This is a genomic window from Pseudomonas sp. JL27(2026) (genome assembly GCF_056933555.1).
Map to the genome: position 1 here is coordinate 2282974 of NZ_CM167794.1, position 22675 is coordinate 2305648.

Genomic DNA, 22675 nt, shown 5'->3' on the forward strand with positions numbered 1-22675 from the left:
CGAATTGACGAGTATTGATGTATGCCAGCAAAAGTAGTGGTTATAGGCAGCCTGAACATGGATCTGGTCACTCGGGCGTCCAGGCTGCCGAGGGCCGGCGAGACGCTGATCGGCGAGTCGTTTGCCACCGTCTCGGGCGGCAAGGGCGCGAACCAGGCTGTTGCTTCGGCCAGGCTCGGCGCGCAGGTGTCGATGGTCGGCTGTGTGGGCAGTGATGCTTACGGCAAGCAGTTGCGGGATGCGCTGCTGGCCGAACAGATCGACTGTCAGGCCGTGACGACAATCGAGGGCTCCAGCGGTGTCGCGCTGATTGTGGTCGACGATAACAGTCAGAACGCAATCGTCATTGTCGCGGGGGCCAATGGCCTGTTGACGCCTGAGGTGCTGGCTTCATTCGATGCGGTGTTGCAGGCGGCCGATGTGATCGTCTGCCAGCTCGAAGTGCCGATGCAGACCGTCGGTTACGCACTCAAGCGCGGTCGGGAGTTGGGAAAAACGGTGATTCTGAACCCGGCACCGGCCACCGGTCCCTTACCGGCGCAGTGGTACTCATCCATCGACTATTTGATCCCCAACGAAAGTGAAGCCTCAGCCTTGAGCGGCGTGCCAGTGGATTCGCTGGAAAGCGCCGAGCAGGCGGCCAGTCAATTGATGGTCGCCGGCGCGGGTAAAGTCATCATCACCTTGGGGGCTCAGGGCTCGTTGTTCGCTACTGGGCAAAGTTTCGAGCATTTCCCGGCGCCCAAGGTCAAGGCAGTCGACACCACGGCTGCTGGTGACACCTTCGTTGGCGGTTTTGCCGCAGCGCTGGCGGCGGGTAAAAGCGAGGCCGATGCCATTCGTTTTGGCCAGGTAGCGGCCGCATTGTCGGTCACTCGCGCGGGTGCGCAGCCTTCCATTCCTCTGTTGTCCGACGTACAGGCCTTTACTGCATCATGAAAAAAACGCCCTTGCTCAACGTCGCGCTGTCGCGACTGATTGCCTCCCTGGGCCATGGCGACATGGTTGTCATTGGTGATGCCGGCCTGCCAGTCCCGCCAGGGGTTGAATTGATCGACCTGGCCTTGACCCACGGTATTCCGGATTTCGTCAGCACCGTGAAGGTCGTGCTCAGCGAAATGCAGGTGGAAAGTCATGTGCTGGCGCAAGAGATCCTCGTCAAGCAGCCTTGCGCGCTGCCACAGCTTGAAGCGTTATCGGCGGCGGGTGAGTTGGGACGACGTGAACTGCTCAGCCATGACGAATTCAAACTCCTCACCCGACAGGCGCGGGCGATTGTTCGTACGGGAGAATGTCAGCCGTACTGCAACATCGTGCTGGTCGCCGGGGTAACGTTCTAGTTCGCTGTATTCCAATCCTGTTTTTCCATGCACAAGGAGTGCGCTATGCAACGCTATGCTCAGAGACTGCAATACCTCATTCGGAGCCTGCTGCTTTTGTCCTTTCTCACTGCGACAACCGCTCATGCGGCGGAAAAAATCGATCTGATCATCGACACCGACCCAGGTGCCGACGATGTGGTGGCCCTGCTGTTTGCATTGGCTTCACCGGAAGAACTGAACATTCGCGCATTAACCACGGTGGCCGGTAACGTGCGTCTGGACAAGACTTCGCGGAACGCGCGATTGGCCCGCGAGTGGGCAGGGCGCGAGGAAGTGCCGGTGTATGCCGGTGCACCGAGACCCTTGATGCGTACGCCGATCTACGCCGAAAACATCCATGGCAAGGAAGGCCTGTCGGGTGTCACGGTGCACGAGCCCAAGGCGGGGCTGGCCAAGGGCAATGCGGTCGATTACTTGATTCAGACATTGCGTGCTGCCAAGCCTCACAGCATTACCATTGCCATGCTGGGTCCACAGACCAACCTGGCACTGGCGTTGATCCAGGACCCGGAAATCACCCAGGGCATCAAGGAGGTGGTGATCATGGGGGGCGCGCATTTCAACGGGGGCAATATCACTCCGGTCGCCGAGTTCAACCTGTTTGCCGATCCGCAAGCGGCGGAAGTGGTTCTCAAGAGTGGCGTGAAACTGACCTACCTGCCGCTGGACGTGACTCACAAGATCCTGACCAGCGACGCTCGCCTGAAACAGATCGCAGCACTGAACAACAATGCCAGCAAACTGGTGGGCGATATTCTCAATGAGTACGTCAAGGGCGACATGGAGCACTACGGTATTCCTGGTGGCCCGGTGCATGACGCGACAGTGATTGCTTACTTGCTCAAGCCGCAGTTGTTCACCGGACGTCAGGTCAATGTTGTGGTCGACAGCCGTGAAGGTCCGACCTTCGGCCAGACTGTTGTCGACTGGTACGACGGCCTGAAGCAACCCAAGAATGCATTCTGGGTCGAGAATGGTGATGCCCAGGGTTTCTTTGACTTGCTGACCGAGCGTCTGGCTCGCCTCAAGTAAGTGTGTCCCCACCCGCAGGCGCTCGCCTGCGGGTTCTTATTCCCTCTCTGTATGCGGTGCGCCCATGTGGTTGGCCGGGTACTTTTCAAATACCCGTTCGATAAAGACCTGGGCTGCCTGGGTTCCCAGTTCCTTGACCAGCAAGTCTATACCGATGATTGCGAGCTCTTCCGGGCTGCCGGGGCTGTAAGAGCAGTGGCCCTGGGGCCAGCGGGCTTTGATGTCGGCGTCGATAGTCACAGTGGTCATGAGCGTCTCGTGAAGTCGGGTAGGGCAGAGGGGCTGAGCGCCTCGTCCGTATGCGTGGGAGTCTGCGGAGTAAAGCACCTTGCGGCGTTTTTGGCACTCCTACTTAGGCATGAGCTCAAGGCTATGCGACACTTGGGCTTTACTGATTTTCAAGGATGCGCGTGGTGCAGATCGATTTGAACACCCCTGATGGCCTGACGCTTGATGCGGTGCGCCAGTTGCTGGCGTCGGCCAGCGACGGCATGCACACTCAGCTGCGGGTCACCAAGGCCGGTATTGCGTACATCTCATCGGGCGTTGTGGGTGGCTCAGACATCGAAGGGCTGTTGTTTCGCCTGGAAACCTGGGCCAAGGGCTCGGGTTACGTAGGGGCGGTGGCAGCCAGTGACGCGGTCTGGGTCATGCAGATTTTCAATGCATTGCAGCAGAACTGGCCGACCCCACCCTTCGATTACATAGACATCTACTGAATGTTGCTCATATTCAGTCACGATTGTGGGCTGAACAGCGCGTAACGCTCAGGCAAACTGGTTCGCTCTGTAGAGGGGGGGCAAGGTGATGGCACTGAGCATGAAACCAAACGCCCGATCCGTTGTCGCACGATCTCAGCTTAACTATTGAAAGGAGGCGTCATGCCTTGGAAGCTCGCGTCATTGGGTACCTTGTTGGCCGCTGTCATGTTGACGGGTTGCAGCAGTACCACCGAGTCGGCAAAAGATCCTGGGGTGACCGAGACCGGTCACAGTCGCTGTGAAGCAAAGGCCGCTGAATTCACCATTGGCAAGAAAGCTTCGCCCGAGCTGCTGGAGCAGGCGCGTACGCGCTCCGGAGCACAGAGTGCGCGATTCCTCCAGCCTGACGACATGGTGACGCTGGAGTACCGCTCTGACCGCCTCAATCTCAACACTGACACCAGTCTGGTGGTTGTGCGCGTCAACTGCGGCTGATTGCTTCAGGCTCTTTTGTCCGCGCATAAAAAACCCCGTCACATGGACGGGGTTTTTTTAGTGCGCCAGGAAATTACTCTGGGCGAACTTGTGCAGCTTGCATACCCTTTTGGCCTTTCTCAGCCACGAAGGAAACGGTTTGGCCTTCTTTCAGGCTTTTGAAACCGTCGCTTTCGATAGCTTTGAAGTGTACGAACAGGTCGTCACCGCCACCTTGAGGAGTGATGAAGCCGAAGCCTTTTTCATCGTTGAACCATTTAACGGTGCCGGTTTGGCGATTAGACATGGTGTATCTCCAAGAAACATATATTTTCAGTAGTACTGTGCTGCTCAGGCCAACTGGGCACACCGGGGTATCATAGTCGAAATGTTCGGTTTGGGAGCCCCCCGGACGTGCTGTTTGCGTTCGAACCGTGTTTTGTTTATGTCTATTTATGGCTGGAAGCCCCGGTTTCAGGGGCTTTCAGGCAAATAAACGTCCTGTAAAAAAAGCTGTAAAAGCTGCGTAAATTGTCTGAAATAGTGGCTTTTCAGCCGCTTTTTACTCGCAAGGGCAGTGGTTTTTTACCCTGTGGCGGCTTATTTGGCGGTGGCTCTGCATGCCTGAATGGCGTCCAGTGCCTTGGTACGCAGTTGCGCGCTAGGCTGCTTCTGTTTGCTCATCAGCTCTTTGATTTCATCGGTCGTGAATTTCTCGTTCAGTTTGTCTGCACCGCATGCGCAATGCATCTCGGCGGACCTCTGGTCTATGTTCTGGCTGGCGGCAGCAACGCAATCTTTCATGTAGCTTTCACGGGCCCCGGCAGGCCAGGCGGCGTGTGCGCTCAGGGGAAGCAGCGCTGCCAGCGAGGAGGCAAGGGCGAAAAGGTGGATACGACGCATGATTGGAACTCCTTGAACTCTATAGGGTTGTGGCAATTCTTAGCCTGTTTGAGGCGGGTCGTACATATCAAGTTCACTTTGAAGCGTAAAAGCCGCGAATTCGATACGGTCGAAACAAGGTCGCGGCGATGACCGTTCATCTGTGCTAGGATCCAGCGCTTGGGTATTTTCAGGCTCTGGACGATCCGTTCGTCAGTGGCGGTAAATACCTGAATAACCCTGATTTGATCTCCAGTCACTCTGGTTCGGTTTCCGGTTGGCCGCAAGGCTCCTGCCGCTGTAAGGCAGGCGTTCATCATTGAATGGCCTGAACTGAGTCGCGTACTGGCTGCTCATCCCAACCCACGTGACCTTTGGTAGGGGTCACCACTAGGAGAGGAGGCGCCATGCCCACCATTACTCTTCCCGACGGCAGTCAACGTTCCTTCGATCATCCGGTTTCCGTAGCCGAGGTCGCCGCATCCATTGGTGCAGGCCTGGCCAAGGCTACTGTAGCCGGCAAGGTCAACGGCAAGCTGGTTGACGCCTGCGATGTCATCGACAGCGATGCGACCCTGCAAATCATCACGCCTAAGGACCAAGAGGGGCTGGAGATCATTCGCCACTCTTGCGCCCACCTGATTGGCCATGCGGTCAAGCAGCTGTACCCAACGGCAAAAATGGTGATCGGTCCGGTCATCGATGAAGGCTTCTATTACGATATCGCCTACGAGCGTCCTTTCACTCCGGACGATCTTGTGGCTATCGAACAGCGGATGAACCTGCTGATCGAGAAAGATTACGACGTCATCAAGAAGGTCACCCCGCGTGCCGAAGTGATCGACGTGTTTACCTCCCGTGGCGAAGACTACAAGTTGCGCCTGGTCGAGGACATGCCGAATGAACAGGCCATGGGCCTGTACTATCACGAAGAATATGTCGATATGTGCCGCGGCCCGCACGTGCCGAACACCCGCTTCCTGAAATCCTTCAAGCTGACCAAGCTGTCTGGCGCCTACTGGCGTGGCGATGCCAAAAACGAGCAGTTGCAGCGTGTTTACGGCACCGCATGGGCCGACAAGAAGCAGTTGGCAGCTTACATTCAGCGTATCGAAGAAGCTGAAAAGCGCGACCATCGCAAGATCGGCAAGCGTCTCGGCTTGTTCCACACCCAGGAAGAAGCACCCGGCATGGTGTTCTGGCACCCGAATGGCTGGACGTTGTACCAGGTGCTTGAGCAGTACATGCGTAAGGTGCAGCGTGAGAATGGCTATCTGGAGATCAAGACTCCGCAAGTCGTTGACCGTAGCCTGTGGGAGAAATCCGGGCACTGGGCCAACTACGCCGACAACATGTTCACCACTGAGTCGGAAAGTCGCGACTACGCCATCAAGCCGATGAACTGCCCTTGCCACGTGCAAGTGTTCAATCAGGGCCTGAAAAGCTACCGCGAACTTCCGATGCGTCTGGCCGAGTTTGGTGCTTGCCACCGTAACGAGCCGTCCGGCGCGTTGCACGGCATCATGCGCGTGCGTGCGTTCACTCAAGACGACGCACACATCTTCTGTACCGAAGAGCAGATGCAGGCCGAGTCCGCAGCATTCATCAAGCTGACAATGGACGTCTACGCCGACTTCGGCTTTAAAGACGTCGAAATGAAGCTGTCCACTCGTCCGGAAAAACGTGTGGGATCCGATGAATTGTGGGATCGCGCAGAATCCGCATTGGCCGCTGCCCTTGATAGTGCGGGCCTGCCGTACGATCTGCAGCCAGGCGAGGGCGCTTTCTATGGTCCGAAAATCGAGTTCTCGCTAAAAGATTGCCTTGGCCGTGTGTGGCAATGTGGTACCTTGCAGCTCGATTTTAACCTGCCGATCCGTCTGGGAGCCGAGTACGTCTCCGAAGACAACAGTCGCAAGCACCCGGTTATGTTGCACCGGGCGATCCTGGGTTCCTTCGAGCGTTTCGTCGGGATTCTGATTGAGCATTACGAGGGCGCGTTCCCTGCGTGGCTGGCTCCGACTCAGGCAGTGATCATGAATATCACTGATAAACAGGCAGATTTTGCCGCTGAGGTTGAAAAAACTCTCAATCAAAGCGGTTTTCGTGCCAAGTCCGACTTGAGAAATGAAAAGATCGGCTTTAAAATCCGCGAGCATACTTTGCTCAAGGTTCCCTATCTCTTGGTTATTGGAGATCGGGAAGTCGAGATGCAGACTGTCGCTGTGCGTACTCGTGAAGGTGCTGACCTGGGCTCGATGCCCGTCGCCCAGTTCGCTGAGTTTCTCGCGCAAGCGGTTTCCCGGCGTGGTCGCCCAGATTCGGAGTAATTATTATTAAGCGTGAAATGAGACAAGATAAACGAGCTGCACCGAAAGCCCCGATCAACGAGAATATCTCGGCACGCGAGGTTCGGTTAATTGGGGCTGAAGGCGAGCAGCTTGGGATTGTGTCAATTGAAGACGCGCTTCTTAAGGCTGAAGAAGCCAAGCTCGATTTGGTGGAAATTTCCGCCGATGCAGTACCTCCTGTTTGCAAGCTGATGGACTACGGCAAATCGATCTTCGAGAAGAAGAAGCAGATTGCTGCTGCGAAAAAGAACCAGAAGCAGATTCAGGTTAAAGAAATCAAGTTTCGTCCAGGGACGGAGGAAGGGGATTACCAGGTAAAACTGCGCAACCTGGTACGTTTCCTGAGTGATGGGGACAGGGCCAAGGTATCCTTGCGATTCCGCGGCCGTGAGATGGCCCACCAGGAGCTGGGGATGGAACTCCTCAAGCGGGTTGAAGGTGACCTGCTCGAGTACGGTTCGGTCGAACAGCATCCTAAGATGGAAGGACGCCAGCTGATCATGGTCATCGCCCCGAAAAAGAAGAAGTAATCAACAGGGCACGGCAGGCCTTCTGATTATGTTTATCAACTGAATGCGGAGTATCCGAACATGCCAAAAATGAAAACGAAAAGTGGTGCTGCTAAGCGGTTTCTGAAAACTGCTAACGGTATCAAGCACAAGCACGCTTTCAAGAGCCACATCCTGACTAAAATGTCGACCAAGCGTAAGCGTCAACTGCGCGGTAGCAGCTTGCTGCATCCGTCTGACGTGGCAAAAGTCGAGCGCATGCTGCGCCTTCGTTAATTTTAGTCAAGAATAGAGGAAGTAACTCATGGCTCGTGTAAAGCGTGGCGTCATTGCCCGTAAACGTCACAAAAAAATTCTGAAACTTGCTAAAGGCTACTACGGCGCTCGCTCGCGCGTATTCCGTGTTGCCAAGCAAGCGGTAATCAAGGCAGGCCAATACGCCTACCGTGACCGTCGTCAGAAAAAACGTCAGTTCCGCGCTCTGTGGATCGCTCGTATCAACGCTGGTGCTCGTATCAACGGTCTGTCCTACAGCCGTTTCATCGCCGGCCTGAAAAAAGCGTCCATCGAGATCGACCGTAAGGTTCTGGCTGATCTGGCAGTGAACGAAAAAGCGGCGTTTGCTGCGATTGTCGAGAAAGCTAAAGCCACCTTGGCTTAAGTACCCCCGACAGTCACCCGGGCTCACCTCTGTGGGCCCAGGTGTTAAACGTCATAAATAGGGGAAGAGCCTTCAAGCTCTTCCCCTATTTTGTATCTGGAGTCTGTACATGGAAAACCTGGATGCGCTCGTCTCTCAAGCACTAGAGGCTGTGCAAAGCGCTGAAGATATCAATGCCCTGGAGCAAATCCGGGTTCACTACCTTGGCAAGAAGGGTGAATTGACTCAGGTGATGAAGACCCTGGGGAATTTGCCGGCAGAAGAGCGTCCGCAAGTCGGTGCGCTGATCAACGTTGCCAAGGAGCGTGTCACAGAGGTTCTCAATGCGCGCAAGGCGTTGTTTGAAGAGGCTGATCTAGCCGCCAAACTCTCCGCCGAGTCCATTGACGTGACCCTGCCTGGCCGCGGTCAGACCTCGGGTGGTCTGCATCCGGTTACCCGCACTCTGGAACGTATCGAACAGTTCTTCACCCACATTGGTTACGGCATTGCCGAAGGCCCTGAGGTCGAAGACGATTATCACAACTTCGAGGCGCTCAACATCCCAGGCCATCACCCGGCCCGGTCGATGCACGACACCTTCTATTTCAATGCCAACATGTTGCTGCGCACCCATACCTCGCCGGTACAGGTCCGCACCATGGAATCGAAACAGCCGCCGATCCGCATCGTCTGCCCTGGCCGTGTGTACCGTAGCGACTCCGATATTACCCACTCGCCGATGTTCCACCAGGTCGAAGGCCTGCTGGTTGATCGCGACATCAATTTCGCCGACCTGAAAGGGACTATCGAAGAGTTCCTGCGCGTGTTCTTCGAAAAAGAACTCGCTGTGCGTTTCCGTCCCTCTTACTTCCCGTTCACTGAGCCATCGGCTGAAGTCGACATGGAATGCGTGATGTGCAGCGGTAAAGGCTGCCGTGTCTGCAAACAGACTGGCTGGCTGGAAGTCATGGGCTGCGGCATGGTTCACCCGAACGTGCTGCGTATGTCCGGCATCGACCCGGAAGAGTTCTCGGGCTTTGCCTTCGGCATGGGTGTGGAGCGTCTGGCCATGCTGCGTTACGGCGTGAACGACTTGCGTCTGTTCTTCGACAACGACTTGCGGTTCCTCGCGCAATTTCGCTAGTCGTAACGAACTTTTAGGAGAGCAGGATGAAATTCAGTGAACAATGGCTGCGTGGCTGGGTAAGCCCGCAGGTAAGTCGCGACGAGCTGGTTGCTCGCCTGTCGATGGCCGGTCTTGAGGTCGATAGCGTTACGCCGGCCGCCGGTGTATTCAGTGGCGTGGTCGTGGGCGAGGTACTGAGCACCGAACAACACCCCGACGCCGACAAGCTGCGTGTTTGCCAGGTCAGCAATGGCTCGCAGACTTTTCAGGTCGTGTGTGGTGCGCCTAACGTGCGTCCGGGCCTGAAGATCCCGTTTGCGATGATTGGTGCAGAGCTGCCAGGCGACTTCAAAATCAAGAAAGCCAAGCTGCGCGGCGTCGAGTCGAACGGCATGCTGTGCTCGCAATCCGAGCTGCAAGTTGGCGAAGGCAATGACGGTCTGATGGAATTGCCGGTCGATGCACCGGTTGGCGAAGACTTCCGCGTCTACCTGGACCTGGAAGACGCCAGCATCGAGGTCGACCTGACCCCGAACCGCGGCGACTGCCTGTCCCTGGCCGGTCTGGCCCGTGAAGTGGGTGCTTTGTACGCTGCCCAAGTCACGCGTCCTGTCGTGGCTGTCGTACCTGCCGTGCACGACGAAGTGCGTCTGGTTGAAGTGCTGGCCCCGGCTGCTTGCCCACGTTACCTGGGTCGAGTGATCCGTAACGTCGACCTGTCCAAGCCTACACCGCTGTGGATGATCGAGCGTCTGCGTCGTGCGGAGGTGCGCAGCATCGACGCAGCGGTAGACATTACCAACTACGTGATGCTGGAACTGGGTCAACCGTTGCACGCTTTCGATCTCGCCGAAATCAACGGCGGTATCCGCGTGCGTATGGCAGAGGAAGGCGAGAAGCTGGTGTTGCTCGATGGTCAGGAAGTCAGCCTGCGCAGCGATACACTGGTGATTGCCGACCATACCCGTGCCCTGGCTATTGCCGGCGTGATGGGTGGCGAGCACAGCGGTGTCTCTGCCACCACGCGTGATATTTTCCTGGAAAGTGCTTTCTTCGACCAGATCGCGGTCGCGGGCAAAGCCCGTTCCTATGGCCTGCACACTGACGCTTCGCACCGCTATGAGCGTGGCGTGGACTGGCAGTTGGCCCGTGAAGCCATGGAGCGCGCCACTGGCCTGCTGCTGGAAATCACCGGCGGCGAAGCCGGCCCGATCATCGAAACCGTTAGCGAGCAGTACTTGCCGTCGGTTGCACCAATCACTTTGCGTGCCCAGCGCATCACCCAGATGCTGGGTATGGAAATGGATTCGGCCGAAGTCGAGCGGTTGCTCAGCGCTTTGGGCTTGTCGATTTCTGCCGATGGGGCAGGGCAGTGGCGTGTAGAAGTGCCAAGCCATCGCTTCGACATCAGCCTGGAAGTCGACCTGATCGAAGAGCTGGCCCGTCTGTACGGTTACAACCGTCTGCCGGTCCGCTACCCGCAAGCGCGTCTGGCGCCACAAGCCAAGGCTGAAGCGCGTAGCGACCTGCCTGAGCTGCGTCGTCTGTTGGTCGCTCGTGGTTATCAGGAAGCGATCACTTACAGCTTCATCGACCCGAAACAGTTCGAGCTGTTCAACCCGGGCGTCGAGCCACTCTTGTTGGCCAACCCTATTTCCAACGATATGGCTGCCATGCGTTCGTCCCTGTGGCCAGGCTTGGTCAAGGCGCTTCAGCACAACCTGAACCGTCAGCAGGATCGTGTCCGTCTGTTCGAAAGTGGCCTGCGCTTCGTCGGTCAGTTGGAAGGTTTGAAGCAAGAGCCGATGCTGGCTGGTGTGGTATGCGGCAGCCGTCTGCCGGAAGGCTGGGCGCAAGGTCGCGATGTCGTGGACTTCTTCGACGTCAAGGCTGATGTAGAAGCGGTGCTGGGTTTTGCAGGTGCACTGGAGTCGTTCACCTTTGTGCCAGGCAGCCATCCGGCGTTGCATCCGGGGCAAACCGCACGCATCGAGCGTGATGGTCGCGAAGTCGGTTTTATCGGCGCGATCCACCCTGAATTGTCGAAGGCCCTTGGTCTCGATCGTCCAGTATTCGTTTTTGAGCTGGTTCTGGCCGAAGTGGCGTTGGGCAAAATGCCTAAATTCCACGAGTTATCGCGCTTTCCTGAAGTACGTCGTGACCTGGCATTGCTGGCCGATAAGGCTGTTGCGGCCAATGCTGTACTGGACGTAATCCGTGAAAATGCAGGCGAGTGGCTGACAGACCTCAGGCTCTTTGACGTTTATCAGGGTAAAGGCATTGATCCTGATAGAAAAAGCCTTGCCGTCGGCTTGACCTGGCAGCATCCATCGCGCACTCTTAATGACGATGAGGTGAATACCACGACGCAAAACATCCTCACCTCGCTCGAACAAAGGTTGAACGCCACGTTAAGGAAGTGACGTATGGGGGCTCTGACGAAGGCTGAAATGGCGGAACGTCTGTATGAAGAGCTGGGCCTGAATAAACGGGAGGCCAAGGAATTGGTCGAACTGTTCTTTGAAGAAATCAGGCACGCTCTTGAAGACAACGAACAGGTGAAGTTGTCCGGTTTCGGCAACTTCGACCTTCGGGACAAACGCCAGCGGCCTGGCCGCAATCCGAAAACGGGAGAAGAAATCCCGATCACGGCTCGCCGTGTGGTCACCTTTCGTCCAGGGCAGAAGTTGAAGGCCCGAGTTGAGGCTTATGCTGGAACCAAGTCATAACGACGAGCTCCCCGTCATCCCAGGCAAACGCTACTTCACCATCGGTGAAGTCAGCGAGCTTTGTGCGGTAAAACCGCACGTGCTGCGCTATTGGGAGCAGGAGTTTCCTCAACTCAACCCCGTCAAGCGCCGCGGAAACCGCCGGTACTATCAGCGCCAGGATGTGCTAATGATCCGGCAGATCCGCGCGTTGCTGTACGATCAGGGGTTCACCATCGGCGGAGCGCGACTGCGCCTTTCCGGTGATGAGGCCAAAGACGATACGACTCAATACAAGCAAATGATTCGCCAGATGATCGCTGAGCTTGAGGATGTACTGGTGGTACTCAAGAAATAAATTCCTGCTTTAAATACTTCCAGTTTTCAAAAGCTTGCGATATATTCTTGATCGCTCCTCGAGATGAGGGGCATGTTACACGCCTAGTCGGGGCGTAGCGCAGTCCGGTAGCGCACTAGCATGGGGTGCTAGGGGTCGAGTGTTCGAATCACTCCGTCCCGACCATATTTCCTGAGTAAAATCAGACACTTAAGCCGATCATCTGGATCGGCTTTTTTGTGCCTGCGCAAAACCCGCGCAAAACTGGCGCAAAACTATCCAGTGATTTCGCTGATATTCAGGTCCGGAATTGCCTCGGACCAGACAATTTCTTCGTGGTCCCGCTGGTAGTTTTTGGTCATCCCCTCGCTCGCATGGTCCGCAGATTTTCTGCCCATCCTTCCCAGCTTTCTTGTACAGGTGCAGTGACAGCGCTCGCACTTCGTGGAAGCCCGGCATCTCCTCTTCCTTCCATCCTTTGTAGCATTCCGCCGCCTCTCGGGCATCCTTGAACGCTCGAGTCAAATACCTCTCTTCAACCTTCGTCCAGTGGCCCTTGGTCTGCGCCTGCTTCTGTTTCAGGCGGTCCGGCTTGCGGTGCACCAAGTACGGTGAGGCGATATCGTCACGGCATCGGCTTATTACCGCCTGCAATTCTGGCGTTATCCGGATTACCGTCGAACACGTCGGTGGTGTAGTGCACTGCGCCCAGGTGATTCACTGTGTGCATGCTGATCGCCTGAGGGCTGTGGTTCTTGGCGACATTCACCGCGCGGCCCAGGCCCATTTCCAGCCCAGTACCGGCACCGCCACCACCGCAGAAGAAGTCGACAACGATTTCATCGTCCTGAGGGTTGAAGCCAAGTCCGTATTGGGTTTTAAAGTTGGCGGCGTGCATCTTTTGGTGAGCGAACATGAAGAGTCCTCGCCGGCTGGCGTGAAGTGAATTTGTGGGCTAGTGCTTATCGATACTGCTGTTGGCGCTGGATAATGGAGGTGCTCTATGAGTGGTCCCGGAGATGACACACACCCTTGGCCTTGGTCCTCGGTCAAGAAGCTAGGAGACGACTTCACGCCATGGCCGCTTTCTGAGGCTGGGGCTCCTTCCGAAATCAAAGAACTCGTAGGGAGGGAGGTGCGCATCGTCAAGCTAAACGGAAAGGAGCCGCATGGCCTTGAAGCAGGGCGAATAACGTTCTTGGTAGATGATCAAGGAAGAGTTGAGAGTGTTTTCGTTGAAAGAGATCTTTCAACTAAATAGGGCAGGAAAAGGAATGCCCGGCCTAGGGTGGAGGAAGAAGTCCGACGCAATAGGTGAGGGTGGGTCAGGCGATATCGGTCACGCCGCCCGCTCAACCTTCACTGGCGGCCACTCCGTAAATCCAACCTTTGGCGCCTTCGTCTTCGGGTTGATGATCGGCTCGCCCTGGGCATCGACGATCATGTGCTTGGCCCTGGCCCGCAAGTCGCGGCACTGAAGCGTCTTGCGGGCCTGCTCAATGAACTGCTCGGCGTACTGCGGTGCGTCGAATGGCGGGCTGAGCTGCTTCACCTTGCCCCCCCATGATCTGATCGGCGCGCTGGCCAACCTTGTACAGCCAGTCATTGACCGACAACTCGATGTACTGGCCGATGTTCTTCGGGTCAGGTCGGGTGGTCTTCACCGTCTTCTTGGTCTCAACCATGGCGACGTTGCGGGTCATTCCAAATACTGCAAATGTGCTCATGGGTTATCTCCAATCAGGCGCCGCCTTCCGTGATCGGATGCGACAAGTAAGTTTTGGTCTTCTTCGAACTCATCATGTAACCTCTAGCCAATTTCGTTATAGGTCTAGAGTCCATATGAGTAATTGTGCGCTTTGTAAAGAAAAAAGAACTAAGGGGTAGTCATTATTTTCCCAAGGCCGCCTATAGAGAAGTAGGAAGATCAAGGGCTAATAAAGAACCGCCAGTGATTGTTGATGTGTTTTTTTTGGATGTGATGTTGGTCAAGAGTTAGATATCGCAACGCGTTTTAGAGGGGGGCGAATGATTTTGATTTTAGATAAGGAAAGGTCTAACAGTTTTATGAGTCAGTCGCTAATGTTATGGGTGGGCCAGCCTTCAAAGCTCTTTAGTAGATACTTTGGTAAGTGTTGGTCCTGTGAGTTTTTACTATCTAATAAATTCTTGTTTGTGAGTAAATTATAGTACCGTGTGGTACGTCAGGACGTGGATTCTCTTGGGGGTGGCGAAGAGATTCTTTCTGGTAGGCCAACTCCAATTTCCGCGACACGTTTTCGCTAATCGTGATTTCGTGTCGCGGAATGCACAGATATTTGGCGGTGCCTTCCGGCCCTGCAGCATGAGCGCACAGAATCAACAACTCAATCACATGCTTGTGACTGGCTCCAGCCGGTACCGCACGGGCCGAATTGTTCGGTGGCACGCTTGGCCAGGTACTGAGCATTGACCGCGGTACCGGTGAAGCCGCTGGGGCCGGTGTACTCCTTGGTGAACTTGGGGTTGGTCTTTTCGACTTCATCCCAAAGAGCGAGATTTTTCGCAGACATGACTGTCTCTCGCGCCGTCCTTGCGGGGCGATCTTAAATTCGGTGAAAGGGGGAGGTGCTGCGGACCTACCTCAGATAGACGTAGGCAAACCAGGCAATGGCGACGACGGGGATCATGGGGATTCCACCAGTGATAAGAGGCGCTCGCCGAGTTGAATCTTGGCGGAGACCTGTTCCTTGTTTACGTCGGCGATCTGAGCGACCTCAGATAGCGACAGTTCTTCTCGCCGCAGCTTCGCGCAGCGGATGGCCAGGTGTTGGCCGCGCAGGTGTGCGCCGTAGCCGCTCATGGCTGAGATTCCTTGAGCTGTACGCGGTAGCGCAGAACCTGAAGCACGCGTCCGCCATAGCCTGGCTCTACGTACTGCTCAACCGGTGCGCCATAGAAGCCACGGCGTTCGGCCAAGCCATAGGCTTCGCGCAGGTTGTGAACGCTGATGTCTTCGAGCTGTTTGTCGATCAGGGTTTTGACTAGGGAGGTCGTCATGCCGCAACTCCTGTGTATCCGCTACCGTTGCACTTCCAGCACTGTGAGTTACTGCTGTGCCCTGAGCTGATCCGCTCAATGAGGCGCCCAGTTCCCTGGCAGGTGATGCAGAACACCTTCGACTGCTCTTTTTTAAGCTGTTTGCGCAGTTCTTCCACCTCGCGAGCAGCCGGATTCTCTACAGGTGCCGAGTAGTCACCCTGGACGCCAGCGCAGGAATCAACATCCTTTGCCATGGCTTCGATTTGTTCACTTGTAGCCTCGATGCCATGCTCGCCAAGAATCTCTTCCAAGCAGATAGCCACTGCTGATCTGCGGTTGCCAGTCCTTCTCGACGCCACGGATGCAGCTGGTGACTGTGCAGTGCCAGCCGCCCCCGGCACCGTGGTTCATGCAACCGCACGCGCCCGACTTGACCCAGCGCATGCTCAACGAATTATCGGAATTACCGATGACGGCGACCAAGGATTGATCGCGCTGGCGGAATGTCAGGAGTATGTGAAGGAGGTTAATCGATAGGGGTTGTGTTGGATCGACAGAACACCAAAAATAGATAGTATTGTAGCGATATGCAATTTTGTAATCTTGCTCAATAGATAGTGCCTGCTGTTACAAAATTACTCAGCATTTAAGGAACTGTATGAGCATGGGAATAAAGCTGCGCGAGCTTGAGCTTGGCGACATTGACGATCAGTATCTGTCCTGGTTCAACAATGATGACGGGCATTTGAACTACTTTACTGGGTCAGGACGTGTATTCACTAAAAAGATGATCAGGGAAGATTACAGCAAAGGAGTCGAGTCAGGCCTGTGGACCTATTTTCTGATTGAGAGCGATAGCGGAGAAAAGATAGGGAACGTGAAAATAGGTCCAATGGACCTGAAAAATAAGACCTCCGACCTTGTTTGCTTGGTTGGGAATCGAAAGTTTATTGGTCAGGGGGTTGCTAAAAAAGCCATCGCCTTAGCTAATGAAATCGCCTTTTCAAGATTCGATATCCGACGTCTTCAGGGTGGGATGCTCTCGGGAAATATTGCGTCGATAAAAGCGTACACCGCAGCCGGATGGGCTGTTGAGGCCACGTTGAATGGCTACTACTGGGTAAACGGCGAGGCTGTGGATAGAGTATGCGTGTCATGCTTGAATCCAGAGTATTTTCCGAAGGGGTGAGCTGTATTGCGCGATGCCCAGTCGGCAGGATGCCGGGGGTATCCCTTGAGGTGAAGGTGGAAGTGCTGCTGGCGAGCGTCGGCAGCGGATGGGTTACGAGCGGGAGTTAGGGGCGGCATTGATCGCGTGTCAGTGATGCGCCACCAGCTTCAACGCAGTGATGCGCAGTGGCAGGAATGACCCGGGCGGAGCTGGGGAGTGGCTTACCGAGCCAACTGAGGCACGGCTCTTTAACCTCGATCCACGATTCGCCCTGCGATGGCGTACCGGACCGCTTGAAGGCTGTGCACAATCCTTTGTGATCAACCCGGGCAAAATTTCTATATTCATTGCGTGGAGCAAATAGAGACCAGAAAAAAAGCATGGCGCACACCTCCTTGGTGACCGTGTAGGTATAGCCAACTTCAGGGATGGGTGAGCGCTTTGCGGTTAAAAACGTAAGTGGCGGGAAGATCATAGGTCATGCTGCGCGCCCGACTTGCCCCAGTGCATGCTCAACGAATTGTCGGAATTACCGGCGACGGCGACAAAGGACTGATCGCGCTGCGGGCATGCCAAGCCTACATTGGGGTCGTTTCGCACTGACCTACATTTGCGGTCGTAAAAATTAGCATCCCGTGTACGAGCTTCTTGTACCGAATCCCGTTAACTGGAATTCGTGACGGAAAATCCCGTTATCGGAATTGCCGATACTGGCAATCAAGGACTGACTGATCTGGCTGCGTGCTAGGCTTGTGTGCGGAAAATCTCACACTGGGTCTTAGAATGATGGCTTACTCAGGAACTAGTGCGAAAAATGTGGCGGCCTTTTCTCCTTCAAGCTGTCACCCAAGAAGATATCTAAGTATTCAAGAAGTGTGGCGTCATGAAATCGAATGTGGCGTTTTTTTAGTGGTAGAAGCTCACTTGGTATGTGCCTGCAGTCTTCGTCGAATTTGGCGGTGTCTAGTGGTGTATAAGGATTTTCAATGCTTTGTGTAGAGTATTCTGCAAAAACACCTAAGATGTCATCTGTACAGTATTCGGCGATTGCAATTCTATCCTCCATTTCGTGTTCGGAGTGGAGCCATCTATTTTGAGGGTTGCTATTGCTGCACTTGTCTAGTTTTCTATTTGTATCATCTATAGTTGTTTCATTTAAAGCGTTGCTCATACATCTGTCCATACCATTTATAGCACCCTCGAAGCTGAACTCGATAATTTCAGAAAGGGCTTCGGATGATAGAGGGCTGACTGAGGTTCTGTCGGTATAAAAATGTAGTAGAAGTGCTTTCTTCCACCAGTCTATCTTGCTCTCTTCATACTTAATTGTTCTTGCAAGAATGCGGTCGTCCGGCTCTCCTTTGCGAATGGCCTCTGTTAGCAGTTTGGTGCGTGCTATTAAATTCGCGGCGGACTCAAGGAATTGCTCGGATGTTACAATTCTAGAGTCTATTTGCCGCTGTCTTAGGCTTTCACTCTCGTAATGCCTGGATATAGATCCGCCAATTACAATCGTAAATAAAAAACCCACGCTGAGAGTTGTGAGAGGGTGTCTAAGGAGCGATGATAGCTTATTTTTCTTAGAGCTCTTATCTGTCCGCATTATGAATTTATGGACTTGGCGTCTTACTTGCATAAATCCATCCGGTTAAGTTGTATATTACATATAATAGTGGATGCGTCTATATCCTGCCGCTCAACCAGGCCGGGGCACTCGTCACGGGGCGGCCTGTAACAAGTGTGCTCCCTGATTCCTGACATTGCCCACCGCTCGATCAACCTTGAACCATTCAAAGGCCTCGGCAGGCTCGCCCTGCTGCAGCGCCATCTGTTCGGCGCGCTCCTTGGGCGTGGCCGGGTCCAACCATTCCCGAGCCAGCTCCGGCGTCAGGACCACTGGTCGGCGGTCGTGAATGTCAATCATGCCGCCGGCGCTGTCGGTGGTGATGATTACAAAACCGTCATGCTCGCCTGCGACTTCATCGGTGTCGGGGAGCTGACCCTGGGACTTGGGTTGCTCCATCGCAGAGTGGGTCGCGCAACGCCCCTGCAACATGTGCATACAGCGCATCTACAGCGCGTGAGCCTGTCGAGTCTCGGCTTCGGGTCAACACGACTTCCGCCACCGGCAATTCTGGCAGACCGTGCCGAGTATCCAGCACCTTAAGATGCGCCGGCAGGCTGCAACGAGTTACCACAGCCACTGCCAGGCCACTTTCCATTGCCGCCAATTGGCCGCTGACATTGGGGCTGTTGTAGACAACTCGGTACTCACGGCCCAACTCCGAGATAGCGGCAAGTATTGCCGTGCGCAAACGTTCGCTGAGCCCGTGCACGGCGATTGGCAGCGGGCTGTGCTTCCAGGCTTCATGTTGATCGGCGCCGCCCCATACCAACGCTTCCCTGAACAGCAGTTCACCCCGTGAAGGACCGTCGCGGGTGACCAGGGCGAGGTCTATCTGGCCGCGGTCGACCTTTTTCCAGAGGCTTGCGGAGTCTTCGCAGACCAATGTGACCTCGACCTCGCCGAAGCGGGTCATGAAACTGCGCAGGGCCGGCATCAGGTAGGTCAGGGCGTAGTCATCCGGCACACCCAGGGTAACGCGCCCGGAGACTGCGCCCCCGTGCATCGCATCAACCATCGTCGAGTGGGCTTCGAGCAGCTTGCGGGCGTGGCCGAGCAGGTCATACCCGGCAGGGGTCAACGTCAGTTGCCTCGGCTCGCGCTTGAACAGCGGCCGACCGAGGCTGTCCTCCAGCTTCTTCAACTGCATGCTCACCGCGGACTGAGACCGGGCGACCTGGCGCGCCGCCGCAGTCATGGAGCCGGTATCCACGATGGCCAGGAACGTGCGCAACCAGTCGATCTGCAAATCTTTGGAATGAATCATTGTGTCCAGGTATTCGATAATCGAATGTCTTGTATAACAGATATTCGCTTTTCTGGGTGATCCATGGGCATTCACAATTATCGCCACAACGACAGCAATAGCGATGCAGTGAGTAGCCGCCGATGACCCACCCATATACGAGAAGCGAGATCCTGCGAGGGGCGAGGGACGCTCTCCCGGTCATGTTCGCGGTTGCCCCTTATGCCATGGTCCTCGGTGCGCAAGCCTCCCAGGTAGGCCTGTCACTGGTTGAGGTGGGTGCTATGACCGGCCTCAACTTCGCCGGTGGTTCGGAGTTCGCCGCTATCAGAATGTGGGCTGCGGTGCCACCGATGCTGACGATCGTGCTCATCACCCTGCTGATAAACAGCCGCCATATCGTCATGGGCGCGGCGCTGGCGCCTTATCTCCAGCACTTGCCCAAACGCAAGGTGATCCCGGCCTTGTTCTTCATGGCGGACGAGGGTTGGGCGATCAGCTATGCCGATACCATGCGGCGGTCTCTGGCACAGCAGCAACCGGCCTTCAGTTGGCCCTACTACTGGGGCGCCTGCTTGCCTTTCTACCCCGTCTGGGTCGGTTTTGCCTTGATCGGCGCGGCGATCGGACCGGCGTTGGGAAACATTGAAGCTTATGGCTTTGCAATGGCGTTCCCGGCGGTTTTCATCGTGCTGCTCAGAGGCATGTGGAAAGGCCCGCGGTTGGCTTGTTCCTGGTTGGTCAGCCTGCTAGTCGCGATCCTGGTCTACCTTACGGTGCCCGGCGCCTGGTTCGTGTTCGCCGGCGTCATTGCCGGGATGCTGTTCACTTACCTGCGGGCGATAGAGTCTTGATCAGCATGGCGGCTTTGCTGACGATAGTGGGCATGGCGTCAGCCACCTATGCGACACGCCTGGCGGGTTATCTGCTGCTGTGTAAACGCAAGCTCGGGCCGCGCGCCCGCGCGGTAATGGAGGCCGCACCGGGGTGCGTGCTGATCTCGGTGATCGCGCCACACTTCGTCTCGCCTCATCCTGAAGAGTTGATCGCATTGGCCATCACACTGGTTGCGGCGTGGCGGTTGTCGATGCTGTTCACCGTCGCTATTGCTGTGGGGTCGCTGGCGGGGCTCCGGTTGTTCCTGTAGGCGATGAGTAATTTGCATCATCAGGCAACGAAGCTTTCGGTAGTATGCCCTCAATTTTCTACGAGCCAGGAACCATGGACCCGAACACTTTGCTGGCTTTTACCCTGGTCGCCGCGATTGCCATCGCCAGCCCGGGGCCTGCGACATTGATGGCGATCAACAACAGCCTCGCCCATGGCCAACGCAGCGCGATGTGGTCCTCGCTGGGCAATGCCAGTGGCCTGTTCTGCCTGTCGGCAGCAGCGATGCTGGGGTTGGGGGCGCTACTTGCCAGCTCCGAATGGTTGTTCAACATGGTAAAGATCGTCGGCGCCGGGTATCTGTTCTACCTGGGGGTGAGGCAGTTGCTCAACAAGACGCCGCTGCTGGTTGATGGCATTCAGGAGGGGCTGAGCCTCCGGCCCACACGCCTGAAACTGTACAGATCGGCGTTTTTTACCGCGCTCTCCAACCCCAAGGCGACTCTGTTTTTTACGGCGTTATTCCCGCAGTTTATTGATCAAGGCGCAGCCCTGTTTCCGCAATTTCTGATCCTGACCGCGATTTTCATGGCGCTCTCGGTGTCGTCGTTGAGTCTGTATGCCGCGCTGGCCTCGCGCGCCAAGGGCGTGCTGGTGCGACCCGAGCTGTCCCGTTGGGTTAGTCGGGTGGTGGGGGTAACGTTCATCGGATTTGGTGCTGCGATTCTCGCCATACGTAGGCAGACGGCCTAGAACATGAGTGTTGCATCGACCGGTTGAATCCACCGTCGATAGCTGCCTGTAAGACGTCATTCCGGCGCCATCAGCACCGCGAGCGTCATCTTGACGAACGCCTCATTCCGCTCGATCGCCTCCAGGGCGCCTCGCACGTTGTCGGCGACATCGGCCGATCCGCGCTGCTCAACCCAATTTGAAAGCTCCAGGATGGCAGCCTTGAGGGCGAGTTGGTTTGGCGCCGGACCTTTTCGTTTCAGGATGACGGGAGGACAGCGATTAGTTCATCTAGAGAGACTATGTTTTTTTCCAGATAAGAAGATCCGGAATGTGTCAAAGCTAGTTGTTCACCGCGTGCCTCCACGATGTCCACCAGCCCAAACAGGGTGAATAAATCGATTCCTTCGGCTCTGCCTATCTCTGGAGTTTCGAAGTCGGCTTCATAGGTGAACTGAGCTGCGAGCTTTTGAGCTTCATCGCGAGACTCAAGCAGTTCTATAGCAACAGGTGGCCGGTAGCTGGAGCGGTCGCAGTAGATGATGGTGTCGGGCTGTCCTGAGGTCATGAGGTAATAAGCGTGTTTACCCCCTAAGGCTTTACGGTCCGGATGCTCTGGTCCACGACGAATAATCCAGGCGCCGTTTGGTCCTCTGGCGCTGATATGAGGGATCAAGATCAGCTGGCGAACCCATGGTGAATAGTCGAAAAAATCTATTGGAAGGCCTGGGCGGCCTAGATGCAGCTCCGAACTGCCACACCTAAACGACGTTCTATAGCTATCTGCAGAGGACCATGATCCGAATGGCTCCTGCTCTCTCATGAGTTTGATAATTGCCGGTATCAGCTCTTGCGACTTACGCCCCATCATCGGCGAGCATCGCTTGAAATACGCTACATCTTCTGCGGTGTCCTCGGCTGGAGTGAGGGAAAGCACCTGCTTCCCAATCTCTACAAACTCCCACTCCCACAGACCGTCGCGTTGCATGTCGACTGCTTCGTGATATTCATTATTGTAGGTACGCAATTGTTCATTCCGTAGCGGGATAGGGTCTGTTTCACGTGAAGCCCTACCAGCCTGGGGATCTGGTTTAATTGATGCGATCGCTGCTTTCCAATCGCATTCTGGGCCAGTCCAGATCGGGACTGCCTCCGAGAATGCCACGCCCGATGTGTTCTCAATCGGATTACCAGGGTAGTAGCGCACGAGGGCAGGAGAGCCAAAGAAGGCTCTAGCCCAAGCTCGATGTGAAGGTAATACACCCTCAACTTGCTTGTATCCAACTACGAGGTCTAGATCGCCGCAAGTGATTGCTCCACGGGCATAGGATCCTACAACCCAGATTGAGGTGATTTCGATTTCACCAGTGAACTCGCGGTAGATGTGTTTGTGCGTGATGGTACGTACAGGGCGCTCATCGAGCTTCTGGCACATCCGTATGAGCTTCTTGGTGAACGACTCGCGGGGATAGCGTTTTTCGAGTGCGGCCATGCTCTCATCTCTACAAGGGTCGCCCGAAGGGAGGGCTCGTAGATTCACCGTATCATTCAGGTGGGCTAGCAGACGATACGGCGATCATTCAATCTGAGGCGTCACTGAATAGCAGTCAGCGGAGCTGGAAATCCTCG

At 55.6% G+C, this 22675-nt stretch carries 30 protein-coding genes, 1 tRNA gene and 5 pseudogenes; 20 read left to right on the forward strand and 16 right to left on the reverse strand.

Annotated elements, in window-relative coordinates; all coding sequences use genetic code 11:
- Positions 1–21 precede the first annotated feature (21 nt).
- The 3 genes from rbsK to AC1Z1G_RS10530 are packed head-to-tail and all read left to right on the forward strand — an operon-like array spanning position 22 to position 2414.
- The gene (gene rbsK / locus AC1Z1G_RS10520) at positions 22–939 is read left to right on the forward strand and encodes a ribokinase (RefSeq protein ID WP_483626864.1); all 918 of its coding nucleotides are present in this window, start codon (positions 22–24) and stop codon (positions 937–939) included.
- The gene (gene rbsD / locus AC1Z1G_RS10525; RefSeq protein WP_483626865.1) at positions 936–1340 is read left to right on the forward strand and encodes a D-ribose pyranase; all 405 of its coding nucleotides are present in this window, start codon (positions 936–938) and stop codon (positions 1338–1340) included. Before rbsK ends, rbsD begins: the two co-directional genes overlap by 4 nt.
- 45 nt (positions 1341–1385) lie before the next feature.
- Positions 1386–2414, forward strand: a complete 1029-nt coding sequence (locus tag AC1Z1G_RS10530; RefSeq protein ID WP_483626866.1) for a nucleoside hydrolase — start codon at positions 1386–1388, stop codon at positions 2412–2414.
- Between the two features lie 36 nt (positions 2415–2450).
- Here the strand turns inward: AC1Z1G_RS10530 and AC1Z1G_RS10535 are convergent, their stop codons facing one another.
- A complete protein-coding gene (locus AC1Z1G_RS10535; RefSeq protein ID WP_483626867.1) occupies positions 2451–2663 on the reverse strand; it encodes a hypothetical protein in 213 nt (70 codons plus the stop codon).
- A 164-nt stretch (positions 2664–2827) separates the two neighbouring features.
- On the opposite strand from AC1Z1G_RS10535, the gene AC1Z1G_RS10540 reads away from it, so the two are divergent.
- Together AC1Z1G_RS10540 and AC1Z1G_RS10545 are read left to right on the forward strand one after the other, a co-directional pair.
- Positions 2828–3133, forward strand: a complete 306-nt coding sequence (locus tag AC1Z1G_RS10540) for a hypothetical protein (protein WP_483626868.1) — start codon at positions 2828–2830, stop codon at positions 3131–3133.
- A 162-nt stretch (positions 3134–3295) separates the two neighbouring features.
- A complete protein-coding gene (locus tag AC1Z1G_RS10545; RefSeq protein ID WP_483626869.1) occupies positions 3296–3610 on the forward strand; it encodes an I78 family peptidase inhibitor in 315 nt (104 codons plus the stop codon).
- Between the two features lie 73 nt (positions 3611–3683).
- Here AC1Z1G_RS10545 and AC1Z1G_RS10550 read toward each other — a convergent pair whose 3' ends face one another.
- Together AC1Z1G_RS10550 and AC1Z1G_RS10555 are read right to left on the reverse strand one after the other, a co-directional pair.
- Positions 3684–3896, reverse strand: a complete 213-nt coding sequence (locus AC1Z1G_RS10550; RefSeq protein ID WP_003179963.1) for a cold-shock protein — start codon at positions 3894–3896, stop codon at positions 3684–3686.
- Between the two features lie 293 nt (positions 3897–4189).
- The gene (locus tag AC1Z1G_RS10555) at positions 4190–4492 is read right to left on the reverse strand and encodes a hypothetical protein (RefSeq protein ID WP_483626870.1); all 303 of its coding nucleotides are present in this window, start codon (positions 4490–4492) and stop codon (positions 4190–4192) included.
- Between the two features lie 386 nt (positions 4493–4878).
- Here AC1Z1G_RS10555 and thrS point away from each other — a divergent pair, with 386 nt between their 5' ends.
- From thrS to AC1Z1G_RS10600, 9 genes are all read left to right on the forward strand, one after another.
- Positions 4879–6801 (forward strand): threonine--tRNA ligase, encoded by a 1923-nt coding sequence (gene thrS, locus AC1Z1G_RS10560; RefSeq protein ID WP_483626871.1) that lies wholly within the window; start codon positions 4879–4881, stop codon positions 6799–6801.
- Positions 6801–7352, forward strand: a complete 552-nt coding sequence (gene infC / locus AC1Z1G_RS10565; protein ID WP_172435341.1) for a translation initiation factor IF-3 — start codon at positions 6801–6803, stop codon at positions 7350–7352. Before thrS ends, infC begins: the two co-directional genes overlap by 1 nt.
- Before the next feature lie 60 nt (positions 7353–7412).
- Positions 7413–7607 (forward strand): 50S ribosomal protein L35, encoded by a 195-nt coding sequence (gene rpmI, locus AC1Z1G_RS10570; protein WP_002553160.1) that lies wholly within the window; start codon positions 7413–7415, stop codon positions 7605–7607.
- A gap of 28 nt (positions 7608–7635) precedes the next feature.
- Positions 7636–7992, forward strand: a complete 357-nt coding sequence (rplT, locus tag AC1Z1G_RS10575) for a 50S ribosomal protein L20 (RefSeq protein ID WP_007905879.1) — start codon at positions 7636–7638, stop codon at positions 7990–7992.
- Positions 7993–8101: 109 nt separating this feature from the next.
- Entirely contained in the window at positions 8102–9118 is a 1017-nt protein-coding gene (pheS, locus tag AC1Z1G_RS10580) for a phenylalanine--tRNA ligase subunit alpha (protein ID WP_007905876.1), read from the forward strand.
- Positions 9119–9144: 26 nt separating this feature from the next.
- Positions 9145–11523: a phenylalanine--tRNA ligase subunit beta gene (gene pheT, locus AC1Z1G_RS10585; protein WP_483626872.1), complete on the forward strand. Its 2379-nt coding sequence runs from the start codon at positions 9145–9147 to the stop codon at positions 11521–11523.
- A 3-nt stretch (positions 11524–11526) separates the two neighbouring features.
- Positions 11527–11829, forward strand: coding sequence for an integration host factor subunit alpha (gene ihfA / locus AC1Z1G_RS10590; protein WP_002553164.1), 303 nt, complete (start codon positions 11527–11529; stop codon positions 11827–11829).
- Positions 11810–12166, forward strand: a complete 357-nt coding sequence (locus tag AC1Z1G_RS10595; protein WP_003179985.1) for a MerR family transcriptional regulator — start codon at positions 11810–11812, stop codon at positions 12164–12166. The genes ihfA and AC1Z1G_RS10595 overlap by 20 nt, the downstream gene beginning before the upstream one ends.
- Positions 12167–12254: 88 nt before the next feature.
- Positions 12255–12331, forward strand: a tRNA-Pro gene (locus AC1Z1G_RS10600).
- An 89-nt stretch (positions 12332–12420) separates the two neighbouring features.
- Here AC1Z1G_RS10600 and AC1Z1G_RS10605 read toward each other — a convergent pair.
- From AC1Z1G_RS10605 to AC1Z1G_RS10640, 8 genes and pseudogenes are all read right to left on the reverse strand, one after another.
- A pseudogene (locus tag AC1Z1G_RS10605) lies at positions 12421–12814 on the reverse strand (site-specific integrase); the annotation flags it as partial.
- Positions 12810–13061: pseudogene (locus AC1Z1G_RS10610) on the reverse strand (DNA cytosine methyltransferase); the annotation flags it as partial. The pseudogenes AC1Z1G_RS10605 and AC1Z1G_RS10610, both read right to left, overlap by 5 nt.
- Positions 13062–13484: 423 nt before the next feature.
- Positions 13485–13697: a hypothetical protein gene (locus tag AC1Z1G_RS10615; protein ID WP_483626873.1), complete on the reverse strand. Its 213-nt coding sequence runs from the start codon at positions 13695–13697 to the stop codon at positions 13485–13487.
- Positions 13642–13872, reverse strand: a complete 231-nt coding sequence (locus AC1Z1G_RS10620; RefSeq protein ID WP_483626874.1) for a hypothetical protein — start codon at positions 13870–13872, stop codon at positions 13642–13644. The genes AC1Z1G_RS10615 and AC1Z1G_RS10620 overlap by 56 nt, the downstream gene beginning before the upstream one ends.
- Positions 13873–14511: 639 nt before the next feature.
- The gene (locus AC1Z1G_RS10625) at positions 14512–14697 is read right to left on the reverse strand and encodes a hypothetical protein (RefSeq protein ID WP_483626875.1); all 186 of its coding nucleotides are present in this window, start codon (positions 14695–14697) and stop codon (positions 14512–14514) included.
- A 113-nt stretch (positions 14698–14810) separates the two neighbouring features.
- Positions 14811–14987 carry a hypothetical protein gene (locus AC1Z1G_RS10630; protein ID WP_483626876.1) on the reverse strand — a complete coding sequence of 59 codons (177 nt, stop codon included), beginning with the start codon at positions 14985–14987 and terminating at the stop codon, positions 14811–14813.
- Positions 14984–15184, reverse strand: coding sequence for a hypothetical protein (locus tag AC1Z1G_RS10635; RefSeq protein ID WP_483626877.1), 201 nt, complete (start codon positions 15182–15184; stop codon positions 14984–14986). The genes AC1Z1G_RS10630 and AC1Z1G_RS10635 overlap by 4 nt, the downstream gene beginning before the upstream one ends.
- Complete coding sequence (locus AC1Z1G_RS10640; protein ID WP_483628021.1) at positions 15181–15477, reverse strand: hypothetical protein; 297 nt, start codon at positions 15475–15477, stop codon at positions 15181–15183. The genes AC1Z1G_RS10635 and AC1Z1G_RS10640 overlap by 4 nt, the downstream gene beginning before the upstream one ends.
- A gap of 1 nt (position 15478) precedes the next feature.
- On the opposite strand from AC1Z1G_RS10640, the pseudogene AC1Z1G_RS10645 reads away from it, so the two are divergent.
- The 3 genes and pseudogenes from AC1Z1G_RS10645 to AC1Z1G_RS10655 form a co-directional block, all read left to right on the forward strand.
- A pseudogene (locus AC1Z1G_RS10645) lies at positions 15479–15703 on the forward strand (lysis protein); the annotation flags it as partial.
- 127 nt (positions 15704–15830) lie between these two features.
- Positions 15831–16355 carry a GNAT family N-acetyltransferase gene (locus AC1Z1G_RS10650; RefSeq protein WP_483626878.1) on the forward strand — a complete coding sequence of 175 codons (525 nt, stop codon included), beginning with the start codon at positions 15831–15833 and terminating at the stop codon, positions 16353–16355.
- Positions 16356–16823: 468 nt separating this feature from the next.
- Positions 16824–16940: pseudogene (locus AC1Z1G_RS10655) on the forward strand (lysis protein); the annotation flags it as partial.
- Between the two features lie 199 nt (positions 16941–17139).
- Here AC1Z1G_RS10655 and AC1Z1G_RS10660 read toward each other — a convergent pair.
- The 3 genes and pseudogenes from AC1Z1G_RS10660 to AC1Z1G_RS10670 all read right to left on the reverse strand — a co-directional run bounded on the left by AC1Z1G_RS10660 (position 17140) and on the right by AC1Z1G_RS10670 (position 19228).
- On the reverse strand, positions 17140–17973 hold the full coding sequence (locus AC1Z1G_RS10660; protein WP_483626879.1) for a hypothetical protein: 834 nt from the start codon (positions 17971–17973) through the stop codon (positions 17140–17142).
- A gap of 81 nt (positions 17974–18054) precedes the next feature.
- Positions 18055–18339 (reverse strand): annotated as a pseudogene (locus AC1Z1G_RS10665) (SOS response-associated peptidase family protein); the annotation flags it as partial.
- On the reverse strand, positions 18317–19228 hold the full coding sequence (locus AC1Z1G_RS10670; RefSeq protein WP_483626880.1) for a LysR family transcriptional regulator: 912 nt from the start codon (positions 19226–19228) through the stop codon (positions 18317–18319). The gene AC1Z1G_RS10670 and the pseudogene AC1Z1G_RS10665, both read right to left, overlap by 23 nt.
- A gap of 182 nt (positions 19229–19410) precedes the next feature.
- Between AC1Z1G_RS10670 and AC1Z1G_RS10675 the strand changes: the two genes are divergently transcribed.
- The 3 genes from AC1Z1G_RS10675 (at position 19411) to AC1Z1G_RS10685 (ending at position 21067) form a co-directional block, all read left to right on the forward strand.
- Positions 19411–20061, forward strand: coding sequence for an AzlC family ABC transporter permease (locus AC1Z1G_RS10675; RefSeq protein WP_483626881.1), 651 nt, complete (start codon positions 19411–19413; stop codon positions 20059–20061).
- The gene (locus AC1Z1G_RS10680) at positions 20058–20354 is read left to right on the forward strand and encodes an AzlD family protein (RefSeq protein ID WP_483626882.1); all 297 of its coding nucleotides are present in this window, start codon (positions 20058–20060) and stop codon (positions 20352–20354) included. Before AC1Z1G_RS10675 ends, AC1Z1G_RS10680 begins: the two co-directional genes overlap by 4 nt.
- A gap of 74 nt (positions 20355–20428) precedes the next feature.
- Positions 20429–21067, forward strand: coding sequence for a LysE family translocator (locus AC1Z1G_RS10685; protein WP_483626883.1), 639 nt, complete (start codon positions 20429–20431; stop codon positions 21065–21067).
- A gap of 56 nt (positions 21068–21123) precedes the next feature.
- Here AC1Z1G_RS10685 and AC1Z1G_RS10690 read toward each other — a convergent pair whose 3' ends face one another.
- Complete coding sequence (locus tag AC1Z1G_RS10690; protein WP_483627802.1) at positions 21124–21312, reverse strand: hypothetical protein; 189 nt, start codon at positions 21310–21312, stop codon at positions 21124–21126.
- Positions 21306–22538, reverse strand: coding sequence for a hypothetical protein (locus AC1Z1G_RS10695; RefSeq protein ID WP_483626884.1), 1233 nt, complete (start codon positions 22536–22538; stop codon positions 21306–21308). The genes AC1Z1G_RS10690 and AC1Z1G_RS10695 overlap by 7 nt, the downstream gene beginning before the upstream one ends.
- Positions 22539–22675: the final 137 nt, after the last annotated feature.